The 21,581-nt window shown below is 71.3% G+C and carries 19 protein-coding genes; 10 read left to right on the forward strand and 9 right to left on the reverse strand.

Annotation, left to right across the window (positions count from 1 at the left end; genetic code table 11):
- Positions 1-35: 35 nt before the first annotated feature.
- Both ppx and I596_RS12760 read left to right on the forward strand, forming a co-directional pair.
- Complete coding sequence (gene ppx / locus I596_RS12755) at positions 36-1,547, forward strand: exopolyphosphatase (RefSeq protein ID WP_150132142.1); 1,512 nt, start codon at positions 36-38, stop codon at positions 1,545-1,547.
- A 613-nt stretch (positions 1,548-2,160) separates the two neighbouring features.
- Positions 2,161-3,285 (forward strand): IS481 family transposase, encoded by a 1,125-nt coding sequence (locus I596_RS12760; protein ID WP_067645852.1) that lies wholly within the window; start codon positions 2,161-2,163, stop codon positions 3,283-3,285.
- Positions 3,286-3,742: 457 nt separating this feature from the next.
- Here I596_RS12760 and I596_RS12765 read toward each other — a convergent pair whose 3' ends face one another.
- From I596_RS12765 to I596_RS12785, 5 genes are all read right to left on the reverse strand, one after another.
- Positions 3,743-5,098, reverse strand: a complete 1,356-nt coding sequence (locus I596_RS12765; RefSeq protein ID WP_067648576.1) for a sigma-54-dependent transcriptional regulator — start codon at positions 5,096-5,098, stop codon at positions 3,743-3,745.
- A 70-nt stretch (positions 5,099-5,168) separates the two neighbouring features.
- Entirely contained in the window at positions 5,169-6,389 is a 1,221-nt protein-coding gene (locus I596_RS12770) for an ABC transporter permease (RefSeq protein ID WP_067648579.1), read from the reverse strand.
- A gap of 14 nt (positions 6,390-6,403) precedes the next feature.
- A complete protein-coding gene (locus tag I596_RS12775; RefSeq protein ID WP_067648582.1) occupies positions 6,404-7,708 on the reverse strand; it encodes an ABC transporter permease in 1,305 nt (434 codons plus the stop codon).
- A gap of 10 nt (positions 7,709-7,718) precedes the next feature.
- Positions 7,719-8,447: an ABC transporter ATP-binding protein gene (locus I596_RS12780; RefSeq protein ID WP_067648585.1), complete on the reverse strand. Its 729-nt coding sequence runs from the start codon at positions 8,445-8,447 to the stop codon at positions 7,719-7,721.
- An 88-nt stretch (positions 8,448-8,535) separates the two neighbouring features.
- The gene (locus I596_RS12785; RefSeq protein WP_223303828.1) at positions 8,536-9,774 is read right to left on the reverse strand and encodes an efflux RND transporter periplasmic adaptor subunit; all 1,239 of its coding nucleotides are present in this window, start codon (positions 9,772-9,774) and stop codon (positions 8,536-8,538) included.
- A 269-nt stretch (positions 9,775-10,043) separates the two neighbouring features.
- Between I596_RS12785 and I596_RS12790 the strand changes: the two genes are divergently transcribed.
- The 3 genes from I596_RS12790 to I596_RS12800 are packed head-to-tail and all read left to right on the forward strand — an operon-like array spanning position 10,044 to position 12,433.
- Positions 10,044-10,622 carry an RNA polymerase sigma factor gene (locus I596_RS12790; RefSeq protein WP_223303829.1) on the forward strand — a complete coding sequence of 193 codons (579 nt, stop codon included), beginning with the start codon at positions 10,044-10,046 and terminating at the stop codon, positions 10,620-10,622.
- A complete protein-coding gene (locus I596_RS12795) occupies positions 10,601-11,182 on the forward strand; it encodes a hypothetical protein (protein ID WP_150132143.1) in 582 nt (193 codons plus the stop codon). The genes I596_RS12790 and I596_RS12795 overlap by 22 nt, the downstream gene beginning before the upstream one ends.
- A gap of 27 nt (positions 11,183-11,209) precedes the next feature.
- Positions 11,210-12,433 carry a PDZ domain-containing protein gene (locus I596_RS12800; protein ID WP_067648598.1) on the forward strand — a complete coding sequence of 408 codons (1,224 nt, stop codon included), beginning with the start codon at positions 11,210-11,212 and terminating at the stop codon, positions 12,431-12,433.
- A gap of 40 nt (positions 12,434-12,473) precedes the next feature.
- Here the strand turns inward: I596_RS12800 and I596_RS12805 are convergent, their stop codons facing one another.
- The 3 genes from I596_RS12805 to fusA all read right to left on the reverse strand — a co-directional run bounded on the left by I596_RS12805 (position 12,474) and on the right by fusA (position 16,418).
- Positions 12,474-13,193: a YebC/PmpR family DNA-binding transcriptional regulator gene (locus I596_RS12805; protein ID WP_067648601.1), complete on the reverse strand. Its 720-nt coding sequence runs from the start codon at positions 13,191-13,193 to the stop codon at positions 12,474-12,476.
- A gap of 141 nt (positions 13,194-13,334) precedes the next feature.
- Positions 13,335-14,234, reverse strand: a complete 900-nt coding sequence (locus I596_RS12810) for an endonuclease/exonuclease/phosphatase family protein (protein WP_067648604.1) — start codon at positions 14,232-14,234, stop codon at positions 13,335-13,337.
- Positions 14,235-14,369: 135 nt separating this feature from the next.
- Positions 14,370-16,418: an elongation factor G gene (fusA, locus tag I596_RS12815; RefSeq protein ID WP_067648607.1), complete on the reverse strand. Its 2,049-nt coding sequence runs from the start codon at positions 16,416-16,418 to the stop codon at positions 14,370-14,372.
- 315 nt (positions 16,419-16,733) lie between these two features.
- Here fusA and I596_RS12820 point away from each other — a divergent pair, with 315 nt between their 5' ends.
- Complete coding sequence (locus I596_RS12820; RefSeq protein ID WP_067648610.1) at positions 16,734-17,444, forward strand: alpha/beta fold hydrolase; 711 nt, start codon at positions 16,734-16,736, stop codon at positions 17,442-17,444.
- Positions 17,445-17,453: 9 nt separating this feature from the next.
- On the opposite strand, the gene I596_RS12825 is transcribed toward I596_RS12820, so the two are convergent.
- Positions 17,454-18,299, reverse strand: a complete 846-nt coding sequence (locus I596_RS12825; protein ID WP_067648613.1) for a GGDEF domain-containing protein — start codon at positions 18,297-18,299, stop codon at positions 17,454-17,456.
- Between the two features lie 159 nt (positions 18,300-18,458).
- On the opposite strand from I596_RS12825, the gene I596_RS12830 reads away from it, so the two are divergent.
- The 4 genes from I596_RS12830 to I596_RS12845 all read left to right on the forward strand — a co-directional run bounded on the left by I596_RS12830 (position 18,459) and on the right by I596_RS12845 (position 21,558).
- Entirely contained in the window at positions 18,459-18,836 is a 378-nt protein-coding gene (locus tag I596_RS12830) for a helix-turn-helix transcriptional regulator (protein ID WP_067648616.1), read from the forward strand.
- 120 nt (positions 18,837-18,956) lie between these two features.
- Positions 18,957-19,688 (forward strand): hypothetical protein, encoded by a 732-nt coding sequence (locus I596_RS12835; RefSeq protein WP_150132144.1) that lies wholly within the window; start codon positions 18,957-18,959, stop codon positions 19,686-19,688.
- Between the two features lie 33 nt (positions 19,689-19,721).
- Positions 19,722-20,594: a hypothetical protein gene (locus I596_RS12840; protein WP_067648622.1), complete on the forward strand. Its 873-nt coding sequence runs from the start codon at positions 19,722-19,724 to the stop codon at positions 20,592-20,594.
- Positions 20,595-20,679: 85 nt separating this feature from the next.
- Entirely contained in the window at positions 20,680-21,558 is an 879-nt protein-coding gene (locus tag I596_RS12845) for a DUF2167 domain-containing protein (RefSeq protein WP_067648625.1), read from the forward strand.
- The last annotated feature ends 23 nt before the right edge of the window (positions 21,559-21,581 follow it).

Raw genomic sequence — 21,581 nt, forward strand, 5'->3', positions numbered from 1 at the left:
CACAATCGGCACCGATCCCCCGCCCCTCCAGCCGCGTGACCGACGCCAACGAAATCCGCAACGGGGAACTGCTGGCTGCCGTGGACATCGGCTCCAACAGTTTCCACATGATCGTTGCGCGCTACGAGCACGGCGAGCTGCGCGTGATCGACCGCCTGCGCGACAGCGTCCGCCTGGCCATGGGCCTGGGACCCGACGGCAGCCTCGCGACGACGCAGCGCCAGCGCGCGCTGGCCTGCCTGGCGCAGTTCGGCCAGCGGCTGCGCGGGCTGCCGCACAGCCGGGTGCACGCCGTGGCGACCAACGCGGTGCGCCAGCTGGCCAACCCGCAGGCCTTCCTGCTGCCGGCCGAGACCGCGCTCGGCCACCCGATCGAGATCGTCTCCGGCCGCGAGGAGGCGCGCCTGATCTACCTTGGCGTGGCCAACGGGCTGCCGCGCGGCAAGCAGCGGCGCCTGATCGTCGACATCGGCGGCGGCAGCACCGAGTTCATCATCGGCCAGGACTTCGAGGCGCTGGAGCGCGAGAGCATCCAGGTCGGCTGCGTCGCCAGCACCCGCCGCTTCTTCGAGGACGGCAAGCTCACTCCCAAGCGCTGGCGGCAGGCGGCCACCGAGATCGGCGTCGAACTGCAGCAGTTCGCCGCCGACTACCGCAGCCGCGGCTGGGCCGAGGCGTTCGGCTCGTCCGGCACCGTGCGCGCCATCGGCAGCATCGTCCAGGCCAACCGCTGGTCCGATGCCGGCATCAGTTTCGACTCGCTCGAGCGTCTGCGCGACGCGCTGATCGCCGCCGGCAGCATCCAGGCGCTCAACCTGCCGGGCCTCAGCGAGGAACGGGCGCAGGTCATCGCCGGCGGCGTGGTGATCCTCGAATCGGTCTTCGCCGCACTCGGCGTCGTCCAGATGGGCGTGTGCGAGACCTCGATGCGCGAGGGCCTGCTCTACGACATGCTCGGCCGCGCGATGCATCGCGACCCGCGCAGCGGCGCGATCGCGGCCCTGGTCGAGCGCTACGCGGTCGACCGCTCGCAAGCGGCACGCGTGCGCGAGACGGCGCTGATCCTGTTCGACCAGGCCGCCGCCGACTGGCAGCTGGAGCCGATCGACCGCGACGTGCTGGGCTGGTGCGCGGACATCCACGAGATCGGCCTGGCGATCGCGCACAGCCAGCACCACGTGCACGGTGCCTACATCGTCGCCCATTCGGACCTGGCCGGCTTCAGCCAGCAGGGCCAGCAGCTGCTGGAGACGATCCTGCGCTCGCAGCGCCGACGGCCGCACCGCGGCGGCTTCGAGGCGCTGCCCGAGCGCCTGCAGACGATCGCGCGCCGGCTGACCGCCCTGCTCCGCCTGGCCGTGCTGCTGCACCGCGGCCGCACCAACGAGCCATTGCCGCGACTGCTGCTGCAGGCCGGCGAGCGCTCGCTGCGGCTGACCCTGCCGTCGCTGTGGCTCGAGCAGCACCCGCTGACGCGGGCCGACCTCGAGCAGGAATCCGACTACTTCAAGCCGCTCGGCCTCAAGCTGCAGATCGGCACGCGCTGAGCGCTCGATAGTTTTCCAGATTCTGCGCCCCCCGCAGGAATCAATCAGCTACCGCTTTCATCGCAACCGCTGTTGCTCTCGCTGTTGCTCTCGCTGTTGCTCTCGCTGCTGCTCTCGCTGTTGCTGTTGCCGTTGCTGTTGGCGCCTAAAGCGAGCCGAGCATCGCAGGTCGGCCAGGCCGCAGAGCTGCCCCGTGTCTGAGCGAAGCGAGTTGGGGCAGCGTGCCTGGCCGGCCGAGAAGCGCAGGGGACCGGCGCGGCGCAGCCGTGCCGGCTCGCGCCGGCGACCACGGTTTTGGTTACTTTTGCCAAGACAAAAGTGACCCGCGCGCGCAGCGTGCGGAAGCTTTTGCTTTGATCTTCCGCCGTGGCTTTTGAGGGACTGCCGGCACGGAGCAAAACAGTAGCAGGATCAATAGCTTTCGTCCGCTGCGCGGCCGAGTCCCTTTTGCGGCAGCCATCCCTGGCCGCCGCCCTCCGGGCCATCGCTGACGCGATGTCAAAAATGTCTCCCGGACATTTTTTGACGGGCTGTATGGACGGCACACATAGGTGACAAACGTATCAGGACATGGGTAACACCCTCGGATCGAGGTCGATCGCGGGGGAACACCATGCCTTGGACGGAGAGCACCTGCATGTCACAACGTCGCGAGTTTCTAGCGCTGGCTGCGGGCCAGAGCGTGCCACTGAGCGAGCTGTGCCGCCGGTTCGGCATCAGCCGCAAGACCGGCTACAAATGGCTGGCGCGCGATGAGGTGGTCGATCGATCACGCCGGCCGCACACCTCGCCTCGGCGGACCGACCCAGCCCTCGAAGCACAGGTGCTGTCGCTACGCCAGGCGCACCCGGTATGGGGTGGACGCAAGATCGCCGCACGCCTGCGGCATCTGGGCTACCTCGCTGTCCCGCATCCGAGCACCATCACGCACATCCTGCGCCGGCATGGGCAGCTCGAGGCGCCCCTCCCGGGTGAAGGCGCGCGCTATCACCGCTTCGAACATCCGGTGCCCAACGCGCTGTGGCAGATGGATTTCAAGGGCGACTTTCCGTTGCGCGAGCGGCGCTGCCATCCGCTCACCGTGTTGGACGATCACGCCCGGTATTCGATGGCGCTGCACGCATGCCAAGGACAGAGCCGCGCGCAGGTGCAGCCGGTACTAGAGGCGGCGTTCCGCCACTACGGACTGCCTGAGCGCATCAATGTGGACAACGGCCAACCCTGGGGCAGTCCCAGCGCCTGGCATGGCGTTTCGGCCCTCACGGTCTGGCTCGTGCGCCTAGGCGTGCGGGTGAGCTTCAGCCGTCCGGCTCATCCGCAGACCAACGGGAAGGACGAACGCTTCCACCGCACGCTCAAAGCCGAAGTGCTCGCAGGACGTGTCTTCGCCGACCTCGACCACGCACAGCGCGCGTTCGACCACTGGCGGACCGTCTATAACCACGAACGTCCGCACCAAGCCCTGGGCATGGCGGTCCCGGCCAGCCGCTACCGGCCTAGTCCACGTCCCTTCCCCGACACGCTGCCGCCCATCGAGTATGGCGACGGCGACACCGTCGTCACGGTCAAGGCCCATGGTGTGGTGCGCTTTCGCGGACAGATCTGGCGCGTATCCAAGGCGTTGCGCGATCTACCCATCGCCATTCGTCCCGACCCGAAGATCGATGGCCGATTCAACCTCTACTTCTGCCACCACCGAGTGGCACTGATCGACCTGACCGAAGGCCCTGGCGGGTAGGGCCAATGTGTAACCTATGTCCTGATACATCTGTTACCCATGTATCCAGTCCATACACGGGCCAAAAGGAACCAAAAGCCCTTTGCCCGGCGTCCCCTGCGCTTCTCGGACGACGAGGCACGGCGCCCCAACTCGCTTCGCTCAGACACGGGGCGCCTCTGCGGCCTCGCCGCCCTCCGATGCTCGGCTCGCTTTAGGGCGAAAAAGCCAAGGGCCAAAGCCAAAACCAAAGCCAAAACCAAAGCAGGGGCAGAAGCCGAGCAACTCCGCCAGTGCGCGGAGAACCAAAAAATGTTCAGCCTCGCGGCCAGACCATGAGCGGCCGGCAGGCCGAATCGAATCGAATCGACCACGCAGGTGCCCGATTCGCAAGCAGGAGTCCGGACAGAGACCGGGGCCGCGACTCAAGAATTTCCGCGGGACGCGTAGCGCTCCGAGGCTCCGAACCGGAGAAATCTCAGGCGTCGCTCGCAGCGGCAACGCCGAGCTTGTCCATGCGCCGGTACAGCGCCTGCCGCGACAGCCCCAGCTCGGCCGCTGCCTGGCTGATGACGCCGCGCGCGCGCTGCAGGGCCGACTCGATCGCCTCGCGATCGGGCTCGGCGTCCGACCCGGCGCGGCCGGCCGGCACGCGCACCGACGCCAGGCCGAGGTCGCGCGCGGTCACCACGCCGTTGCTGCACAGCAGGCTGGCGCGCTGGATCGCGTTCTTGAGCTCGCGCACGTTGCCGGGCCAGGTATGGGCGGTCAGCGCCGTGCGCGCGCTCTCGTCGAGCACGGCCCGGCCTTCCAGGAACGACTCGGCCAGCGGCAGCACGTCGTCGATGCGCTCGGCCAGCGGCGGCACGCGCAGCTCGATGACGTTGAGGCGGTAGTAGAGGTCCTCGCGGAACTTGCCCTCGCGGATCATCGCCGGCAGGTCGGCGTTGGTCGCGCTGACCACGCGCACCTTGACCTGGCGCGTGCGGCTGGACCCCAGGCGCTCGAACTGGCCGCTCTCGAGCACGCGCAGCAGCTTGGCCTGGCCGGCCAGCGGCAGGTTGCCGATCTCGTCGAGGAACAGCGTGCCGCCGTCGGCCGCCTCGAAGCGGCCCTCGCGGGCGCGGTTGGCGGCGCCGGTGTAGGCGCCAGGATCGGCGCCGAACAGCTCCGCCTCGATCAGCTCGGACGGCAGCGCGCCGCAGTTGACGGTGACGAATGGCCCGTCCTTGGCGGCCGAATTGGCCTGCACGATCTCGGCGATGCGCTCCTTGCCGGCGCCGTTCGGGCCGGTGATGAGGATCGGCACGTCGGCGCGCGCCACCTGGCAGGCCAGCTCGATCGTGCGCTCCAGCGCGGTGGATGCGTAGACGATGCCGCGCAGGTCGTAGCGATCGTCCAGCTGGCGCCGCCGCCGCCGCCGCTCGTCGCGGTGGCGCGTCACCTCGCGCGTGGCCTCCGACAGCTCCAGCAGGTTCTCGGCGGTCGCCAGCAGCTTGTTGTCGTCCCAGGGCTTGCCCAGGTAATCCGCCGCGCCGGCCTTGACCAGCTCCACCGCGGTCTCCAGCCGTGTCCAGGCGGTCAGCAGGATGATCGGCAGGTCCGGATGGCGTTCGCGGATCGCGCGGAACAGCGCCACGCCTTCCTCGCCGGAGGTGGTGTCGGCGGTGAAGTTCATGTCCTGAACGACCAGGTCGATCGCCTCGCGCTCGAGCAGGGCCAGGCCCTGCCCGGGCGACGAGGCGGTCAGCGTACGGATCTCGCGCAGCGAGAACAGGACGTCGAGTGCCGTCCCGACCGCGGGGTTGTCGTCGATCACCAGGATGGTGCGCATGGGCTTTCGCTGGGAGGTCGGACGGCGCATGCCCCACACAGATGCAGGGCAGCGCCGAAAGGTTGCATTTTTACACGCTTCGCGTGGCGACGGCAGGCGGCACGCGCGACGCGCGCAACGCCGGTCCCAGCACCGCCAGCTGGCCGAGCAGCCAGAGGCAGAGGAAGCCGACCGGCACGTAGTACCACGGCAGCCGCGGCGACTGGTAGCTGTTCATCAGCCACAGGCTGAACGCGTACGCCAGCACGCCGCCGACGATCAGGCCGAGCGTGGTGATGATGAAGTTCTCGGTCTGGAAGTAGCGCAGGATGTCGCCGCGGGTGGCGCCGAGGGCGCGGCGGGTGCCGATCTGGCGCGTGCGCTGGGCGACCCAGAAGCTGGCCATGCCGACGATGCCGAGCGCCGTGATGCCCAGCAGCGCGACGATGACACTGCCGAGGATGATCGTCATCGCCCGGTCCTCGGCGTAGACCTGGGTGCGGCGGTCCTCCATCGAGCGCAGGCCGCGGACGATGCGGCTGCGGTTGGCGGTCCCCAGCTTCTCCTCGACCGCCTTCATGACCTCGTCGCGGCGTCCGGGCTCGGTGCGGATCAGGTAGCTCGCCGAGCTGCCGCCGGTCAGCACCGACGGCAGCAGCAGCGCGTTGTCGACGATGCTGGAGCCGACCCACGGCGCCTGCAGGTGGTCGATGATGCCGATGACGGTGGCCGGCTCGGCGTCATCGTCGCCGCCGAAGTAGAACGACTTGCCGACCGGATCGGCGACGTCGGGGAACATCAGCTTGGCCAGCGCCCGCGTCATGATCGCCACGCGCGGCAGTTGTTCGTCGTTGGGCGTGCGGAAGCCGATCTCCTCGGCCTTGAAGTCGCGCCCGGCGACGAGCTGGGTTCCGAATGCGGCGATGCCGTGCTCGTCGACGAAGTAGAACGCCGTGTTGGCGGTGGACGTGCGCTGCCCCGGCGCGAGACTGAGGCCGCTGCTCCAGCCGCTGTTGCTGAGCGGGAACGCGTTGGTCGTGGTCGCCGCGGCGACGCCCGGCAGGCCGCGCAGCAGGTTGAGGTCGGCGGTGATCGTCGAGCGCACGTCGAAGCCCTGGCCGAAGCCGATGCTGCCGATCGTGAAGGTGTCGGCCTCGTTCATGCCGCTGGGGCGGTTCATGAGGTCCAGGCGCTGGCCGATGATGAACAGCGCGTTGCAGACGATCGCCAGCGTCAGCGCCACCTGCAGGCCGATCAGGATCATCGAGACCTTGCTGCGCATCAGCGCGGAGAGAATCGGACGGATTTCCATGATCTTGGCTCCCCTTACATCTTCAGTTGCGCGGCGGGCTGCACGCGGCAGGCACGCCAGGTCGGATACAGGCCGGCGAGCACCGCGGCGAGGATCGCCAGGCCGATCGTCATCAACACCATCGTCCAGTCCAGGTGCGTGACGTTGGCGTACTGCTGGTAGAGGCTGCGCACCGCGACCAGGCCCAGGCCGGTCAGCGCCAGGCCGATCAGGCCGCCGCTCAGGCCCACCACGCCCGATTCGATCAGGAACTGCGCGAACACCTGGCGCCGGCTGGCGCCGAGCGCGCGGCGCAGGCCGATCTCGCCGGCACGGCGCGTGAACTTGGCCAGCAGCAGGCCGATCGTGTTGATCAGGCACACCATCAGGAACGCGAACGCCAGCCCGACCTGCACCTCCACGTCGCGCGAGACCACTTCCTGGTCGGTCATCCACTGCTTGACGTCGGGCAGCCGGTTGTTGAGCGGGCGCGGGAAGCGGCCCAGCTTCTTCTGCTCCTCGACGTAGCTGTTGAGGAAGGCCATGTATTCCTCCTGGCGTGCCGGCGAGTCGAGCTGCACCCACATCTGGATCCAGACGCAGTCCGAGTCGAGGTAGGCCTCCCAGCCGGCCCCCGGCGAGCGCCAGCAGCTGTTGTTGCCGGTCGAGCGGCGCTTGGTGTCGATCGCCGTCGTGAACGGCATGAAGAATTCCTCGGGATTGTTGAACGCGCCGTTGGTCAGGTCGTAGTACTTGACGCGCAGGTCCCATTTCTTGAGGACGCCGACCACCGTGTAGTCCACGCCGTCCATGCGCACGCTCTTGCCGACGCTGTCGCCGCCGCCGAACAGCGTCTCGTTGGTCTGGTCGCTGAGCACGATCACGCGCGCGTGCTGGGCGTCCTGGTCGCGGCCCCAGGCCTGGCCGTAGGCGAACGCCGGCTCGAACAGTCCGAAGAAATCGGCGTAGGTCGCGCGGCCGAGCGCCATGAACGGCTTGACGTCCGGGTTCTCCGGCTGCACCGGCAGCGAGATCTTGTACATCGCCGCCTGCTTGTCGGCCTTGCCGGCGTCCATCAGCGCGACCGCGTCGCGGTAGGTGACCTGGTCGGGCGGCTGGTTGTCCGAATTGGCGCCCTCGTCCGGGCTCCAGTTGTCCAGCTGCACGTAGTGCAGCTTGCTGCTCTTCCACGGAATCGGATCGCTGCCCATCAGGTAGAAGACGGTCAGCGTCGTCATGCTGGCGCCGATGCCGAGCGCGATGCCCAGCACCATCAGCGCGGTCAGGATCGGGTTGCGCCGCAGGCTGCGCAGGCCCAGTTGCAGGTAGTAGTTGAACATCGGGGTCTCCTCAGCCGGCGACCGCGTGATCGGACGCGCCCGCCGCCTTGTGCCGGCGCAGGCTGATCTCGTCGCCGAGGTCGGTGACCTGGCCGTCCATGACGTGCACGTTGCGCTGCGCGCGCGCAGCCAGCTCCGGATCGTGGGTGACCATGACGATCGTCGTGCCTTGGCGGTTGATCTCCTCGAGCAGTTCCATGACGCCGCGCGCCATCAGCGAATCGAGGTTGCCGGTCGGCTCGTCGGCCATCAGCAGGCGCGGCGAGCCGGCCAGCGCACGCGCGATCGCCACGCGCTGCTGCTGGCCGCCGGACAGCTCCGAGGGGTAGTGCTTCATGCGCGAGGACAGGCCCACGCGGCCCAGGGACTCCTCGATGCGACGCTTGCGCTCGGCCGCCGGGAAGCCGCGATAGCGCAGCGGCACGTCGACGTTGTCGAAGAGATTCAGGTCGGGGATCAGGTTGAAGCTCTGGAAGATGAAGCCGATCTTCTCGTTGCGCAGCTTCGAGCGCGCGTTGTCGTCCAGGCCGCGCACGTCCACGCCGTCGAGCCAGTACTCGCCGCCGGTGAATTCCTCCAGCAGGCCGGCGATGTTGAGGAAGGTCGTCTTGCCCGAGCCGGACGGACCGGTCACCGCGACGAACTCGCCGGCGCGGACGTGGATGGAGAAGTCGCGCAAGGCGTGCGTCTCGATCAGGTGGGTACGGTAGACCTTCTGCAGGTGGGTCATCTTCAGCATGGCGGTTTCCTGGGGTGGACGCGGGGCGGCCGGGGCGGGGAGAGGGACGATCCGCCGGCGCAGGTGCGCCGGCGGGTGCAAAGAGGTGTCAGCGCGAGAGGGCGATCCGCTGCGCGCCGTTGAACTGGTCGGTGCCGGAGATCACGATGCGGTCGCCCTGGGCGAGGCCGCTGACGATCTCCACGGCATTGAGGCTGGTCGCGCCGACCTGGATCGCGACCCGCTCGGCCATGTCGTCGCGCACCCGGTAGGCGACACGACCGGCACCGGCGTCGAGGAACGGACCGCGCTCGACCATCAGCACATCGGGGCGCGAATCCATCAGGATGCGCGTGGTCAGGCGCTGGTTCTGGCGCAGCCCGGCCGGCTTGCTGTCGCCGAAGCGGATGCGGCCGGTGACCTGGCCGTCGATGACTTCCGGCGACACCGCGCGGATCTCGCCCGTGTACTTGCCGCTGTTGTCCTGGATCTCGGCCGGCATGCCGATCGCCAGGTCGTGCGCGAACACCTCCGGCACCTGCACCTCGACCTCCAGCGCAGTCAGGTCGACCACGGTCAGGATCGGTGCGCTGGCGGCCACGTTGGCGCGCTGCTGGGCGATCAGCTGGCCGACCTGACCGTCCACCGGCGAGCGCATCTTCAGCTCGTCCACCTGGCGCTGCAGGTCGACGGTCAGCAGCCGCTGGCGATCCAGCGCCAGGCGCTTGGACTTGAGGTCGAAGTCGAGCGTCTCGATGTCGAGCTTCATGTCCTGCTCGGCATTGGCCACGTCGATGTCGGCCTTGGCCAGCGCGTCCTTGCCGCGCAGCACGTCCAGCTCGGGCATCGCGCCGGCCTTCCAGGCCTTCTCGGTGCGCTCCACGTCGCGCGCCGCGGTCTGGCGGTCGATCTTGGCCTGGTCGAGCAGCTTCTTGGCGGCCAGCGCCTGCTTGCGGTGGTCGAGGCTGGCGCGCTGCACGTCCAGATCCAGGCTCTGCAGGGTGGCCTGCTCCTGCTGCAGGCGGTTGCTGAGCTCGGGGCTGTCGATCTCGGCCAGCACGTCGCCCTTCTTGACCTGGTCGCCGGCCTGGGCGATCAGGTTGACGGTACCGGCGGTGCGCGCGTACAGCGTCGGGCTGACCGCCGCGACGATGCGGCCCTGCACCGAGACGTCGCGGGTCAGCGTCCCGCGCGTCACCTCGGCGATCCGCAGCCGGCTGATGCTGGCGGCCGAATCGGCCGAGAACAGGCGCGCCACGGTCGGTACCAGCAGGGCGAGCCCCACCACCGCCGCCGCACCGATGCCGACCCAGACGAACATCCGGCGCCGCTGGGGTACTGCGGCCATCACCCGGTCCTGAGCTGATGTGTCACGAATCATTCTGGCCTCCCGCGGTCGGTTGACCGCCACACCCGGCCCCAAGCAAGAGCAATGCCAACAAACAAGTAATTGATATTGATGTATTTATATGCGGATCACGGGCGCGGTGCCGCTGTCCGGCCGGGACGTCCGGACACGCGGACAGCGGGGATCGGCCGGCGCCGCCGGTCCGCGGCGCTTGAACGGCGTGCCCTGCCGCTGCGACCCTTGGGCGCGCCTGCGCATCCGGCATCGACGTGAGCACGAGTTCCTTCCAGATCGACGTCCCCGACACCCTCGTCGCCCGCGCCCGGCGCGGCGAGGCCGCGGCCTTCGAGCAGATCTATCGCCTGTTCGAGCGGCCAGCCTACACGCTGGCGCTGCGGCTGACCGCCGATGCCGAGGGCGCCCGCGACGTGGTCCACGACGCGATGCTGCGCACGTTCGAGAAGGTGCGGCAGTTCCGCGGCGACGCGCCGTTCTGGGGCTGGCTGCGCCAGATCGTCCTCAACGAGGCCCTGATGCGCCTGCGGCGCGAACGCACCGTGGTGTTCGAGGAGATCGACACCGACGACAACCTGCCCAGCGAGGCGCCGGCGCCGTGGCTGCAGGCCGATGCGAGCAGCCTCGAAGGCGCGCTGACCCACCTGCCGGCGATGACCCGCAGCGTGATCTGGCTCTACCACGTGGAAGGCTATACCCATGCCGAGATCGCCGAGATGACCGGCATGACGGCGAGTTTCTCCAAGTCCCAGTTGGCGCGCGGCACGGCCCGCCTGCGCCGGCTGCTGCAACCGATCGATGAGGTGGCGCCATGCTTGACCGTGCCCGCATGACTCCCGACCCGGCCGATGCCGGCCTCGGTGCCGCACTGCGGCGGCTGCCGGCCGCCGCGCCGCCGGCCGACCTGTGGGCGGGAATCGCCCGCGACCTGCCCGGCCGGCGCCCGCCGGTCTGGCGCCGCACCGTCCTGCCGGCCGCGCTGGCCGCCTCGCTGGTGGCGGCGGCCCTGCTGTGGCTGCCGTTGCGACCCGGCGTCGCCCCGGGCGACACCGTTGCGACGGCGACGCCGGCCGCCGGAGCGGACGCCGCGGTCGCGGCCGAGACCACCCGCCTGCGCGACCGCTCGCAGAGCATCGAGCGCTGGCTGGCCGCGCTGCCGGCCGCCTCGCAGCAGGACGGACGCAACCTGATGGCGACCGTCGAGACCGAGGACCTGATCGCCCTGGTCGACATGCAGCTGGGCGCGTCGCGCAACGCCGAGGAGGCGCTGCCGCTGTGGCGCCAGCGCGTCGCCCTGCTCGAGGACCTCGCCGTCATCCGCAGCACGCCCTACAGCCTGGCCGGCAGCCGCACGCTGGCCGATGGAAGCGACGCTCTCCGCGCCGCGCTCTGAACCCCGAACATGCACCGAGGAAAACCGATGAAGCCCGTCATTTCACTGCTCGCGCTGGCCATCGCCTGCGCCCACGTCCAGGCGGCCGACACGCAGGCGCCTGCCGCACCCGACACCGAAGCGGCCCGCAAGGAACTGGGCGAGCTGCGCCAGCAGATGAGCGACCTGTCGCGGCGCATGGCCGACCTGTCGCGCGAGCTGGGTGATACCGGCCCGCGCGCCTACGCGCTGCGCTACCTCAACGAGCCCGACCGCGCGATCATCGGCGTGGTGCTCGGCACCGAGGCCGACGGCGTGCGCGTCAACGGCGTCACGCCTGACGGCCCGGCCGCCCGTGCCGGCCTGCGCAGCGGCGACCTCATCACCGCGGTCAACGGCCAGAAGCTCGCGAAGAAGGATCCGGACGCGTCGCTGGCAAAGGCGCGCAGCCTGCTCGACGGCATCAAGGCCGGCCAGGAGATCCGCCTGGCCTGGCAGCGCGACGGTAAGACCCAGCCCGACCTGAAGCTCACCGCCGAGCGCCGCCAGGCGCAACAGTGGCCGCGCGTGTTCGTCGACCGCAGCACCGAGCGCAACGCCGACGGCCAGGAAATCACCCGCATCGAGATCGACGGCGCCGGCCTGCCGCCGGACCTGGACGACAGGGTCCGGCGGGCGACCGCGCATGCGCGCCTGGCGGCAGTCGATGCCGCCGAGATCAGCAAGCGCGCGCGGGTGGTGGCGATCGACGCCGGCAAGCACGCCGACCTGGCGCGCCTGGAGTTCGTCCGTGACACGATGCCGTGGTGGAACATCAACCTGGCCTCGCTCAATCCGGACCTCGGCCGCTACTTCGGCACCGACGAAGGCGTGCTGGTGCTGCAGACCGGCGAACGCGCCCTGCCCGGCCTCAAGCCCGGCGACGTGATCCAGTCGGTGGCCGGCAAGAAGGTCGCGCGGCCGGAAGACGCACTGCGCGCGCTGCGCGACCAGCCGGCCGGCGGCGACGTGGACGTGAGCGTGCTGCGCGACCGCAAGACGCTCGCGCTCAAGACCAAGGCGCCGGAGTACAAGGCGATCTACGACGTCGACTTCGTCGCGCCGCCCCCACCGCCGGCGGCACCCGCGGCACCGCCGCCGCCCCCCAAGCCGCCGACACCGCCGCCCTACCCGGGCGCCACGGCACCGCCGGCACCGCCCGCGGTGCCGGCATCACCGCCGCCCGCACCGCCGGCGCCGCCGGCCGCACCGCGCGGCGGCAGCGGGCGCTGAGCGCCCGGCGGCACCGACGCGGCCAGCGGACGGCTGGCCGCTAGGCAGCCGGCAAGGCGGCGTTGTGGTAGACGTCCTGCACGTCGTCGAGCTCTTCGAGCCAGTCCAGCAGGTCGGTCAGCGTCTCGGCAGCCTCGCCGCTCACCGCCACGCGGTTGCCCGGCCGCATCACGACGTCGGCGCTGAGCGGCGCCAGGCCGGCGGCGACCAGCGCCTGCTTGACCGTCTCGAACTGCTCCGGCGCGCACAGCACCGTGCTGCGGTCGCCCTCGCTCTGCACGTCGTCGGCGCCGGCCTCCAGCGCGGTCTCCAGTACACGGTCCTCGGCACCGGCCGCGGCCGTGTCGAACACCAGCTCGCCGACCCGCGCGAACTGGAACGCCACCGAGCCGCTGGTGCCGAGGTTGCCGCCGTTCTTCGACAATGCATGGCGCACGTCGGCGACGGTGCGCACCGGGTTGTCGGTCATGCAGTCGATGATCAGCGCGACGCCGGCCGGACCGTAGCCCTCGTAGCGCAGCTCCTGCATGTTGTCGGCGCCGTCCGCGCCGGAGCCGCGCTTGATCGCGCGCTCGATCGTGTCCTTGGACATGTTGGCCGACAGCGCCTTGTCCACGCCCATGCGCAGGCGCGCATTGGTCGCCGGATCGGCGCCGTTGCGGGCGGCGATCGTGATCTCGCGGATCAGCTTGGTGAAGATCTTGCCGCGCCGGGCGTCCTCGGCGTTCTTGCGGCCTTCGATGCTGGGACCTCTGCCCATCGGATGGTTCCTGCGTAGATACGGATGGACCGGCCACGGCCGATCCGGGCACGGCGGCTGCCGTGCCGGCGGCGGCGGCGGATGTGGATGCCAAGCGTATGCGAATCTGGCGCCGGCCGGTACTGCGCGGTGGCGGCGGCCTCAGCGCAGGCGGACGGCGATCGGGCAATGGTCCGACGGGTGCTCGGCTTCCGCGACGCCGTAGGTGAATTCCTCGAACGAATCCGGCGCCAGGCGCCCGGCGGCGGCCGGGCCCAGCACGATGTGGTCGATGAAGTCGCGGAAACGCTGCTTGCAGGTGGCGCCACGGCCGCCGGCGGCGTCGGTCAGCGGCACGCCGGCGGCCTGCGCCAGCTGCGGCCACAGCGGATCGCCGGCCAGCGCCAGGCGCCGGTTCCAGTCGCCGAGCACGGCGAAGGCGACGCCTTCGTCGCGGCGCGCCGCCATCCACTGTCCGACGACCGGCATCTGGTCGAACAGCGTCGGGCAGGCCTCGGCCTTGGCCCCGCTGGAGCAGCCGCTCTTGAGGTGCAGGGCGAGCAGGCGCACCGGCTGCGCGCCGCGTACCGTGACGTCCACGCCCCAGCGCAGGTCCGGGTTTCCGAGCGCCAGCGCGCTCAGGTCCGGGTGGCGCGCATACGGCAGCCCCTTGCGGATCGCGAAGCCGACGCTCTGCTGGCGGATCGTCAGGCCGCCTTCCTCGCCGCCGCGCCGGCAATAGCCGTGCCGCCCGCTGTCGGGCCGGCGCGAGAAGACGATGTCGTAGCGGTCCGGCGGGAACACGCGCCGCGCCGCCTGCGCCGATTCGACTTCCTGGAACGCGACCACGTCGGCATCGAGCTGGTCGGCGTAGCGGCGCAGCGCCGCGTAGTCGGCCTCGGTGCGCGGCCGGCAGCCGCTGCCGTCGGCCTCGGCGAGATGCTCGAGGTTCCAGCTGGCGATCTTGAGGTCGCCGGCCTTGTGCGGCGGCGCCAGGCCGCAGCCGGCCAGCACGAGGAGGAGAAGGCCGACGCACAGCCGGCGTAGCGGAAGGATGGGCATGGGAGGCTCGGATCGCGGAAGTTCGGCACGGACGGCGGCAGGCGCCGGCACGGCGGCGCGCCACCGCCGCCGCCGCGAGCATAGCCGATCGCCATGACCGCCGGCGCCGGTGGCGGCGCGCGATCGCGGCCGGTGTCAGTCCTCGTCCGCCGCCGGCCGCCAGGCGCCGACCAGGTGCTTCTGGACCTGCGCCGGCACGGCCTCGTAGTGGCTGAACTCCATCGCGTAGCGGCCGCGGCCGCCGGTCATCGCCTTCAGCTCGGTCTGGTAGCCGACCACCTCGGCCAGCGGCACCTGCGCCTTGATGACGCACTCGCCGCCCTGCCGCGCATCGGTGCCGTGGATGCGCGCGCGCTTGCCGGCCAGGCCGCCGGTCACGTCGCCCATGCTGGTGTCGGGCACGCTGATGTCGAGGTTGACGATCGGCTCGAGTACGACCGGCTGCGCCTTGGCGACCGCGTCGACGAAGGCCTTGCGGCCGGCGGCGACGAAGGCGACCTCCTTGGAGTCGACCGGGTGCGAGCGGCCGTCGTAGACGCAGACGCGGATGTCCTGGATCGCGAAGCCGGCGACCACGCCGGCCGCCAGGCCCTGGCGCACGCCCTTCTCGACGGCCGGGATGAACTGCCCGGGGATCGCGCCGCCCTTGACCTCGTCGACGAACTCGAAGCCCGAGCCGCGCTCCAGCGGCTCCACCCGCAGGAACACCTCGCCGAACTGGCCGGCACCGCCGGTCTGCTTCTTGTGGCGGTGATGGCCCTCGGCGGCCGACGCGATCGTCTCGCGGTAGGCGATGCGCGGCGGCCGCGTCGTGACCTCGACGCCGTAGCGCTGGCGCATGCGTTCCAGCGCCAGCTTCAGGTGCAGGTCCGAGAGGCCGCGCAGCAGGGTCTCGTTGAGCTCGCGATGATGCTCCACGCGCAGGCACGGGTCTTCCTCGCACAGCTTCGCCAGCGCCGTCGCCAGCTTCTGCTCCTGGCCCTTGTGCGCCGGTTCCACCGCCAGCCCGAACATCGGCTGCGGGAACGCCACCGGCTTGAGGTGGATGTGGTCCTCGTCGTGCGAGTCGTGCAGCACCGCGTCCACGTGGATGTCCTCGATCTTGGCGACGGCGGCGATGTCGCCGGGGATCGCCTGGTCGATCTCCACGTGCTCCTTGCCCTGCAGCCGGAACAGGTGGCCGACCTTGAACGGCTTGCGGCCGTCGTCGACGAACAGCTGCGTGTCGCGCCGCACGGTGCCCTGGTAGACGCGGAAGATGCCGAGCTTGCCGACGAAGGGATCGTTGACGATCTTGAACACGTCGGCGATCACGTGGCGCTCCGGGTCCGGCGCGGCCTGCAGCGGCCGCGCGTCGGGGCCGTTGCCCTTCACGAACGGCGGGGCGTTGCCCTCGGCCGGGTTCGGCAGCAGCCGCTCGGCCAGGTCCAGGAGCTCGCTCACGCCGGCGCCGGTGCGCGCGGAGACGAAGCAGATCGGTACCAGGTGGCCCTCGCGCAGGCACTGCTCGAACGCCGCGTGCAGGTCGGCGCCGGCCAGGCCGGCCTCGCCGTCGTCGAGGTAGCGCCCCATCAGGCCTTCGTTGATCTCCACCACCTGGTCGATGATGCGCTGGTGCGCCTCGGCGACCGACGAGAAATCGCTGGTCCCGGACGGCTGGAAGAAGCAGTCCACCACGGTCCGGCCGCCTTCCGCCGGCAGGTTGATCGGCAGGCACTCGTTGCCGAACGCCTCGCGCAGCGCGTCCACCAGGGCGGCGAGGTCCACGCCTTCCTGGTCGATCTTGTTGACGACCAGCAGCCGCGCGTCGCCGCGCAGGCGCGCATGCTCCATCAGGCGCCGTGTCGAGTGCTCGATGCCGGAAGCGGCGTTGACGACCACCGCGACGGTCTCCACCGCATCGAGCGCGGCCAGTGCCGGGCCGCGGAAGTCGTGCAGCCCGGGCGTGTCGATCAGGTTGATGTGGCAGCCGGGCCGGTCGATCGCGGCGATCGCCGCCTGCAGCGAATGCTTGCGTTCCTTCTCCATCGGATCGAAATCCGAGACGGTCGAGCCGCGCTCGACGGTGCCTGCCGCCTGGATCGCGCCGCCGGCCAGCAGCAGGGCTTCGAAAAGCGTGGTCTTGCCGGCGCCCGCGTGTCCTGCCAGGGCAATGTTGCGGATGTCTGCGGTGCTGTAGGGCATGGTCGATCCTCTCGGGTCCAGGAAGGTCCGGATCGCCCGTCGCGCGACGCCGGCCGCCGCCGGCGTCCCGCCATCCGGCGGGTGATCGTCGCGGCCGCTCCGGCCCTCTCGGCGAACCGGCGGGAGGTTCGCGGAACGGCATGTCCGGCCGGCTCGGGCGGCGCGACGTGCGCAGCGGGGAGCCGGCCGGTCATCGGTGCCGCGTCGCGTGCGGTGCGGGACACGGCGGCTCGGACCGCCGGGTGACGCCACCTGTGGTGCGGCATCGATGACAGGGCCTAGACTTCTCCCCTCGTCGTCAACGGTCAAGTCGCAATGCAGGAAAGCGCGCCGCCCCTGGTGTGTGTCCACGGCGCGGGCGCCGGCGGCTGGGAATGGGCGATCTGGGCGCGCGTGTTCACCGCGCGCGGCCACGCGGTCATCGCGCCGGACCTGATGCCGGCCGGCGACGGGCTGGCGGCGACGCGCCTGGCCGACTACCGCGCCCAGGTCGTCGCCTGGTGCGAGGCCGCCGGCACCGCGCCGATCCTGGCCGGCGCCAGCCTCGGCGGCCTGCTGGCGCTGGCCGCCGCCGCCCAGGTGCGGCCGGCCGCGCTGATCCTCGTCAATCCGCTGCCGCCCGCCGGCATCCTCGCGCGGCCGCTGCACGCACCGCCCGGCCCGATCGTGCCGTGGGGCAGCGAGCGCTCGCTGGCCGGCACGCGCCGCGCGCTCCAGGGCTGCGACGATGCCGCCTGCCTGTACGCCTACCGCCGCTGGCGCGACGAGTCCGGTGCCGTCATCGCCGAAGCGCGCGCCGGCGTCGCCGTCGAACCGCCGCGCTGCCCGGTCCTGGTGCTCTGCGGCGCGCTCGACACCGACGTGCCGCCGAGCGTGGGCCGCGCACTGGCGACGCGCATCGGCGCCGACTTCGTCTGCCCGCCGGACATCGGCCACGTCGATCCCCTGCTCGGCCGCGCCGCCGCCGGCTGCGCCGAGCGGGCCGCCGCCTGGCTGTCGCTGCGGCTGCCGGCGCCGGACGCCTGACGGCGGCCTTCAGTCGAACTCGACGCGGTTGCGGCCGGCGCTCTTGCCGAAGCCGAGCGCACCGGCCGCGCGTCGCAAGGCCTCGGTGATCGGCGTGCCGGCGGTCGCCCAGGTGCCGCCGATCGTCAGCGTGACCGCCGGCGAGGTCGCACCGGCACCGCGGGCGATCCGCCCGGCCAGCCGGTGCAGTGCCGCGGCCCGGCCGCCCGGGACCAGGACCGCGAAGCGGTCGCCCTCCCAGCGCGCCACCAGGGCCGCCGGCCCGGCCAGCCGCCGCAGCCGCGCCGCGCAGCGCACCAGTACCGCGTCGCCGGCGGCGTGGCCGTGGCGTTCGTTGATGCACCGGAAGCCGTCGACGTCGCACAGCAGCAGGCCGTAGCCGGATGCCGTCGCCGCGGCGTGCCGTTCGAGCAGCGACTGCCGCGACAGCAGGCCGGTCAGCGGATCGGCCCGTGCCAGCCGCTCGAGCCGGTGGCCGATGCCGACGCGTTCGGTGATGTCGGTGAAGACCATCGCGTAGAGCGCCTCGGCGTCGCCCTCGCAGCGGGCGACGTCGATCGCGAACCAGCGTGCCTGGCCGTCCTTGCGGACGATGCAGGCCTCGAACGGGCGCGCCGCCGGCGCGGCCCGCACCGCCTGGCGCAACCGGGCGGCGGCGGTGCCCTGCGGCCGGTCCGCCTGCACCCGTGCCAGCCAGCGGCCGACGTCGCGGATCTCGCGCCGGTCGTAGCCGGTCAGCTCGCGAAAGCGGCGGTTGATCGCCCGGCAGCGGCCGGCGCCACTGCCGGCATCCGCCGCCCCGACCGCGGCGATCAGCAGGGCCGCCGGCGCCTGCTCGATGATGTTCCATGACATGGCCGTCTCCGTTCGATGTCCCACCGGCGGCCCGTCCGGTCCGCCGATCGCCTCCGCAAGCAGAAAGTATTACTTTCATAACGCCTCGTGCAAGCGATATGAACACGCCGCTGCGAACCGCCGCGCTATACAGGACTGCCGATCAGCACGGGCAGGGGCGTGAGCAAGCTGTATCTACGAATCCGCGAAGCGCGGGCGCGAGTGGACCTGTCGCAGGAAGACCTCGCCGCCGACCTCGGCGTCTCGCGCGGTGCCGTCGCGCAGTGGGAGATGGTCGAGGGTACCTGCCCGAACGTGGAGAACCTGATCGCGCTGGCGCGCCGCACCGGCCTGGCCTTCGAGTACCTCGCGACCGGCCGCGGCCCGAAGATCCAGGGACAGCCGATCGACGCGATCGCCGACGACGACAGCCCCTACGCGATGCTGAGTCCGCAGCAGGCCGCCTTGCTCGAATGGTTCGACCGGCTCGGCAAGCGCCAGCAGGCCGGCCTGTTCGACCTGGTCGGCATCGGCCGGCGCGGCGGTACGAAGAGCTGAGTGCGCCGCGCGATGCCGGCGCCAGGATGACCGCCGAGTTAACGGCGCTTTAGCCGTCGTTGCTTATGCTGTCGCGCCGCTTTGCCGCCACCGAGGCTCGTCATCGCTCCGCCACCGCCTGTGCCCCCTGCCGACGCCTCGGCCCCCACGCGACGCCCGGCACCGTTCACTGACGAGGACCTGCGCGCGCTGGTGCCGCGCGGCCCGTGGCAGCGCAGCCTGCGCTGGCAGAAGCCGGAGATCAATCGCCGCCGGCTGGCGCTGGGGATCGTGTTCGCGATCGTGATGACGCTGATCGAGCTGGCCGGCTTCGTGACCGGCATGCACCGCTCGATCCGCACCGCGCGGCAGGCCGACCGCCCGATCGAGGTCAGCGTGATCGACCTGGCACCGGTGCAGCCGCTGCCGCCCGAACCGCAGCCGGCGGCGCTGCCGGTGCGCCCCAGCCGGATCGCGGTCACGCCGCCGCAGGCCCGCATCGAACCACCGCCGCCGGCCACCGCCGAGCCGCAGACGACGACGCAGGGGCGCATCGGTCCCGGTGCCGCCACCGGCCTGTTCAATGCCGACGGCTCGGTACGCCTGCCCGAGCGCACCGGCGCGCCGGCCACGCCGGCCAATCCGCAGCAGGCCGGCCAGCAGCGCTGGGCCGAGATCCGGCAGCGCGGCGAGAATCCGCTGGACTGCCAGCGCACGCGCTTCGCCCGATCGTTCCGCCGCGACGAAACGGCCGGCGACGAGGTGGCGCGCAAGTACCTGGCGTGGATCGGCCTGGCCGACGGCGCGGCGATCGAACGCAACGCCGCGCAGCGCGAAGGGCGCGCCAGCGACGGCTGCGACCCGGCGCGCTGACCCAGCCAACCCACGCACCGGCAGCCCGCCTCGATGTCCTCCCCCGCTGCCGCCGCCCTCGCCATCCACCGGCCGTTTCACCGCGCAGCCGATGCGGCCGACCGCCGGCGGCGCATCGCCGCCGCGACACTGGCCGCCGGCCTGCACCTGCTGCTGGCGATCGGCGCCTACCTGGCGGCGCGGCCGCACCCGGACGCGGCACCCACGCAGCGCGACCCGGACGACACGGTGATGCACTTGCGCCTGATCGACGACCCGGTCGCCGCGCCGGCCGCGGTGCCGATGCCGCTTCCGATGCCCGCGCCGCTGCAGCCGGTGCCCTACACCGGCACGCCAGCGCCGCCACCGGCCGCGACGGCGGCCGTGCCGGAGGCGGCCGCGACCGCGGCGGGTCCGCCGGCGCCGGTGCCGCGCCTGCGCGACCGCAACGGACGCGTGCAGCTGCCTGAAGGCGCCGCGACCGCGCCGGCCCGGACGTTCTCGAACCGCCCGTTGATGGACCCGCAGGCGGTCAATCCGATGGTCAACCGCGACATGCTGCCGTACACGCCGACGCGCTTCGAGAAGTACTGGGTCCCGCGCGACGAGACGCTCGGCGGCGAACTGCTGCGCAACGCCATCGCCGAGCGCACGGTCGACCTGCCGCAGGGCTATCAGCTGCACTGCGCGTGGATGCTGATCCTCGGCGGCTGCACCTGGGGCAAGGCGCCGCACGCCACGATCGAGGAGATCAAGGCGATGCGCGCCGATCCGCCGATGCCGCGCCGTGCGCCGGATGCCGCGGCGCCGCCGCCGGCCACGCCCGGCGCCACGCCCGATCCGCCGGTATCGGAGGCGCCGCCGCGCCTGGACCTGCGGCTGCCACCACCCGCGCCACCACCCGCCGCACCGCCCGGCCGGCGATAATGGGCGCGCGTGCGGCGTCCGAAGCCGGCGTCCGGCGCGCCGTTGCGGGCGCGGCCGTCACCTACTGATCCAGGGAGTCCCTCCGATGTCATCGTTCCTGCGCGCGATCGTCCTGATCGCCCTGCTGCTGCCGGCGTCCGGCCGTGCCGAAGAAGAAACCGGCGATGCCGAGCTGCAGGCGTTCCTCGCCGGCCTGACCTTCAGGTCGGGCACGGTGGTGGTGCCCGAGGCACACGCCACGCTGGCGCTCAAGCCCGGCTATGCCTACCTGGATGCGACCGACGCCCAGGCCGTGCTCGAACAGCTCTGGGGCAACCCGCCCGATACGGACATCCTCGGCCTGATCCTGCCGCAGGGTCGCGACAGCCTGCTGGACGAGCGCAGCTGGGCGGTGGCCGTGACCTATTCCGACGACGGTCACGTCTCCGACGCCGAAGCGGCCACGATCGACTACGCGCAGATGCTCACGGACATGCAGGCCGCCACGCGCGAGGCCAATCCGGCACGCCAGGAGAACGGCTACGACGCGGTCGAGCTGACCGGCTGGGCTGAATCACCGCGCTACGACGGCGCCAGCAACAAGCTGTACTGGGCCAAGGACCTGGTCTTCGGCGAGAGCCCGGACCACACGCTCAACTACGACATCCGCACGCTCGGCCGGCACGGCTACCTGAGCCTGAATGCGATCGCCCCGCTCGATGCGCTGCCGCAGGTGCGCGAAGGCATGCAGGAGCTGCTGACGATGGCCGAGTTCGACGCGGGCTACCGCTACGCCGACTACGACGCCGCCACCGACAAGGCCGCCGCCTACGGGATCGGCGCCCTGGTCGCCGGCACGCTGGCCGCCAAGACCGGACTGTTCGCCAAGATCGGCCTGGTGCTGCTGAAGTTCTGGAAGCTGATCGCGCTGGCCGTGGTCGCGTTCGGCAGCGCCCTGCCGAAGCTGTTCAAGCGCAAGCACTGAAAGCGCCGCAGCCCGCCGGCACG

Source organism: Dokdonella koreensis DS-123, from assembly GCF_001632775.1.
Lineage (GTDB): Bacteria > Pseudomonadota > Gammaproteobacteria > Xanthomonadales > Rhodanobacteraceae > Dokdonella > Dokdonella koreensis.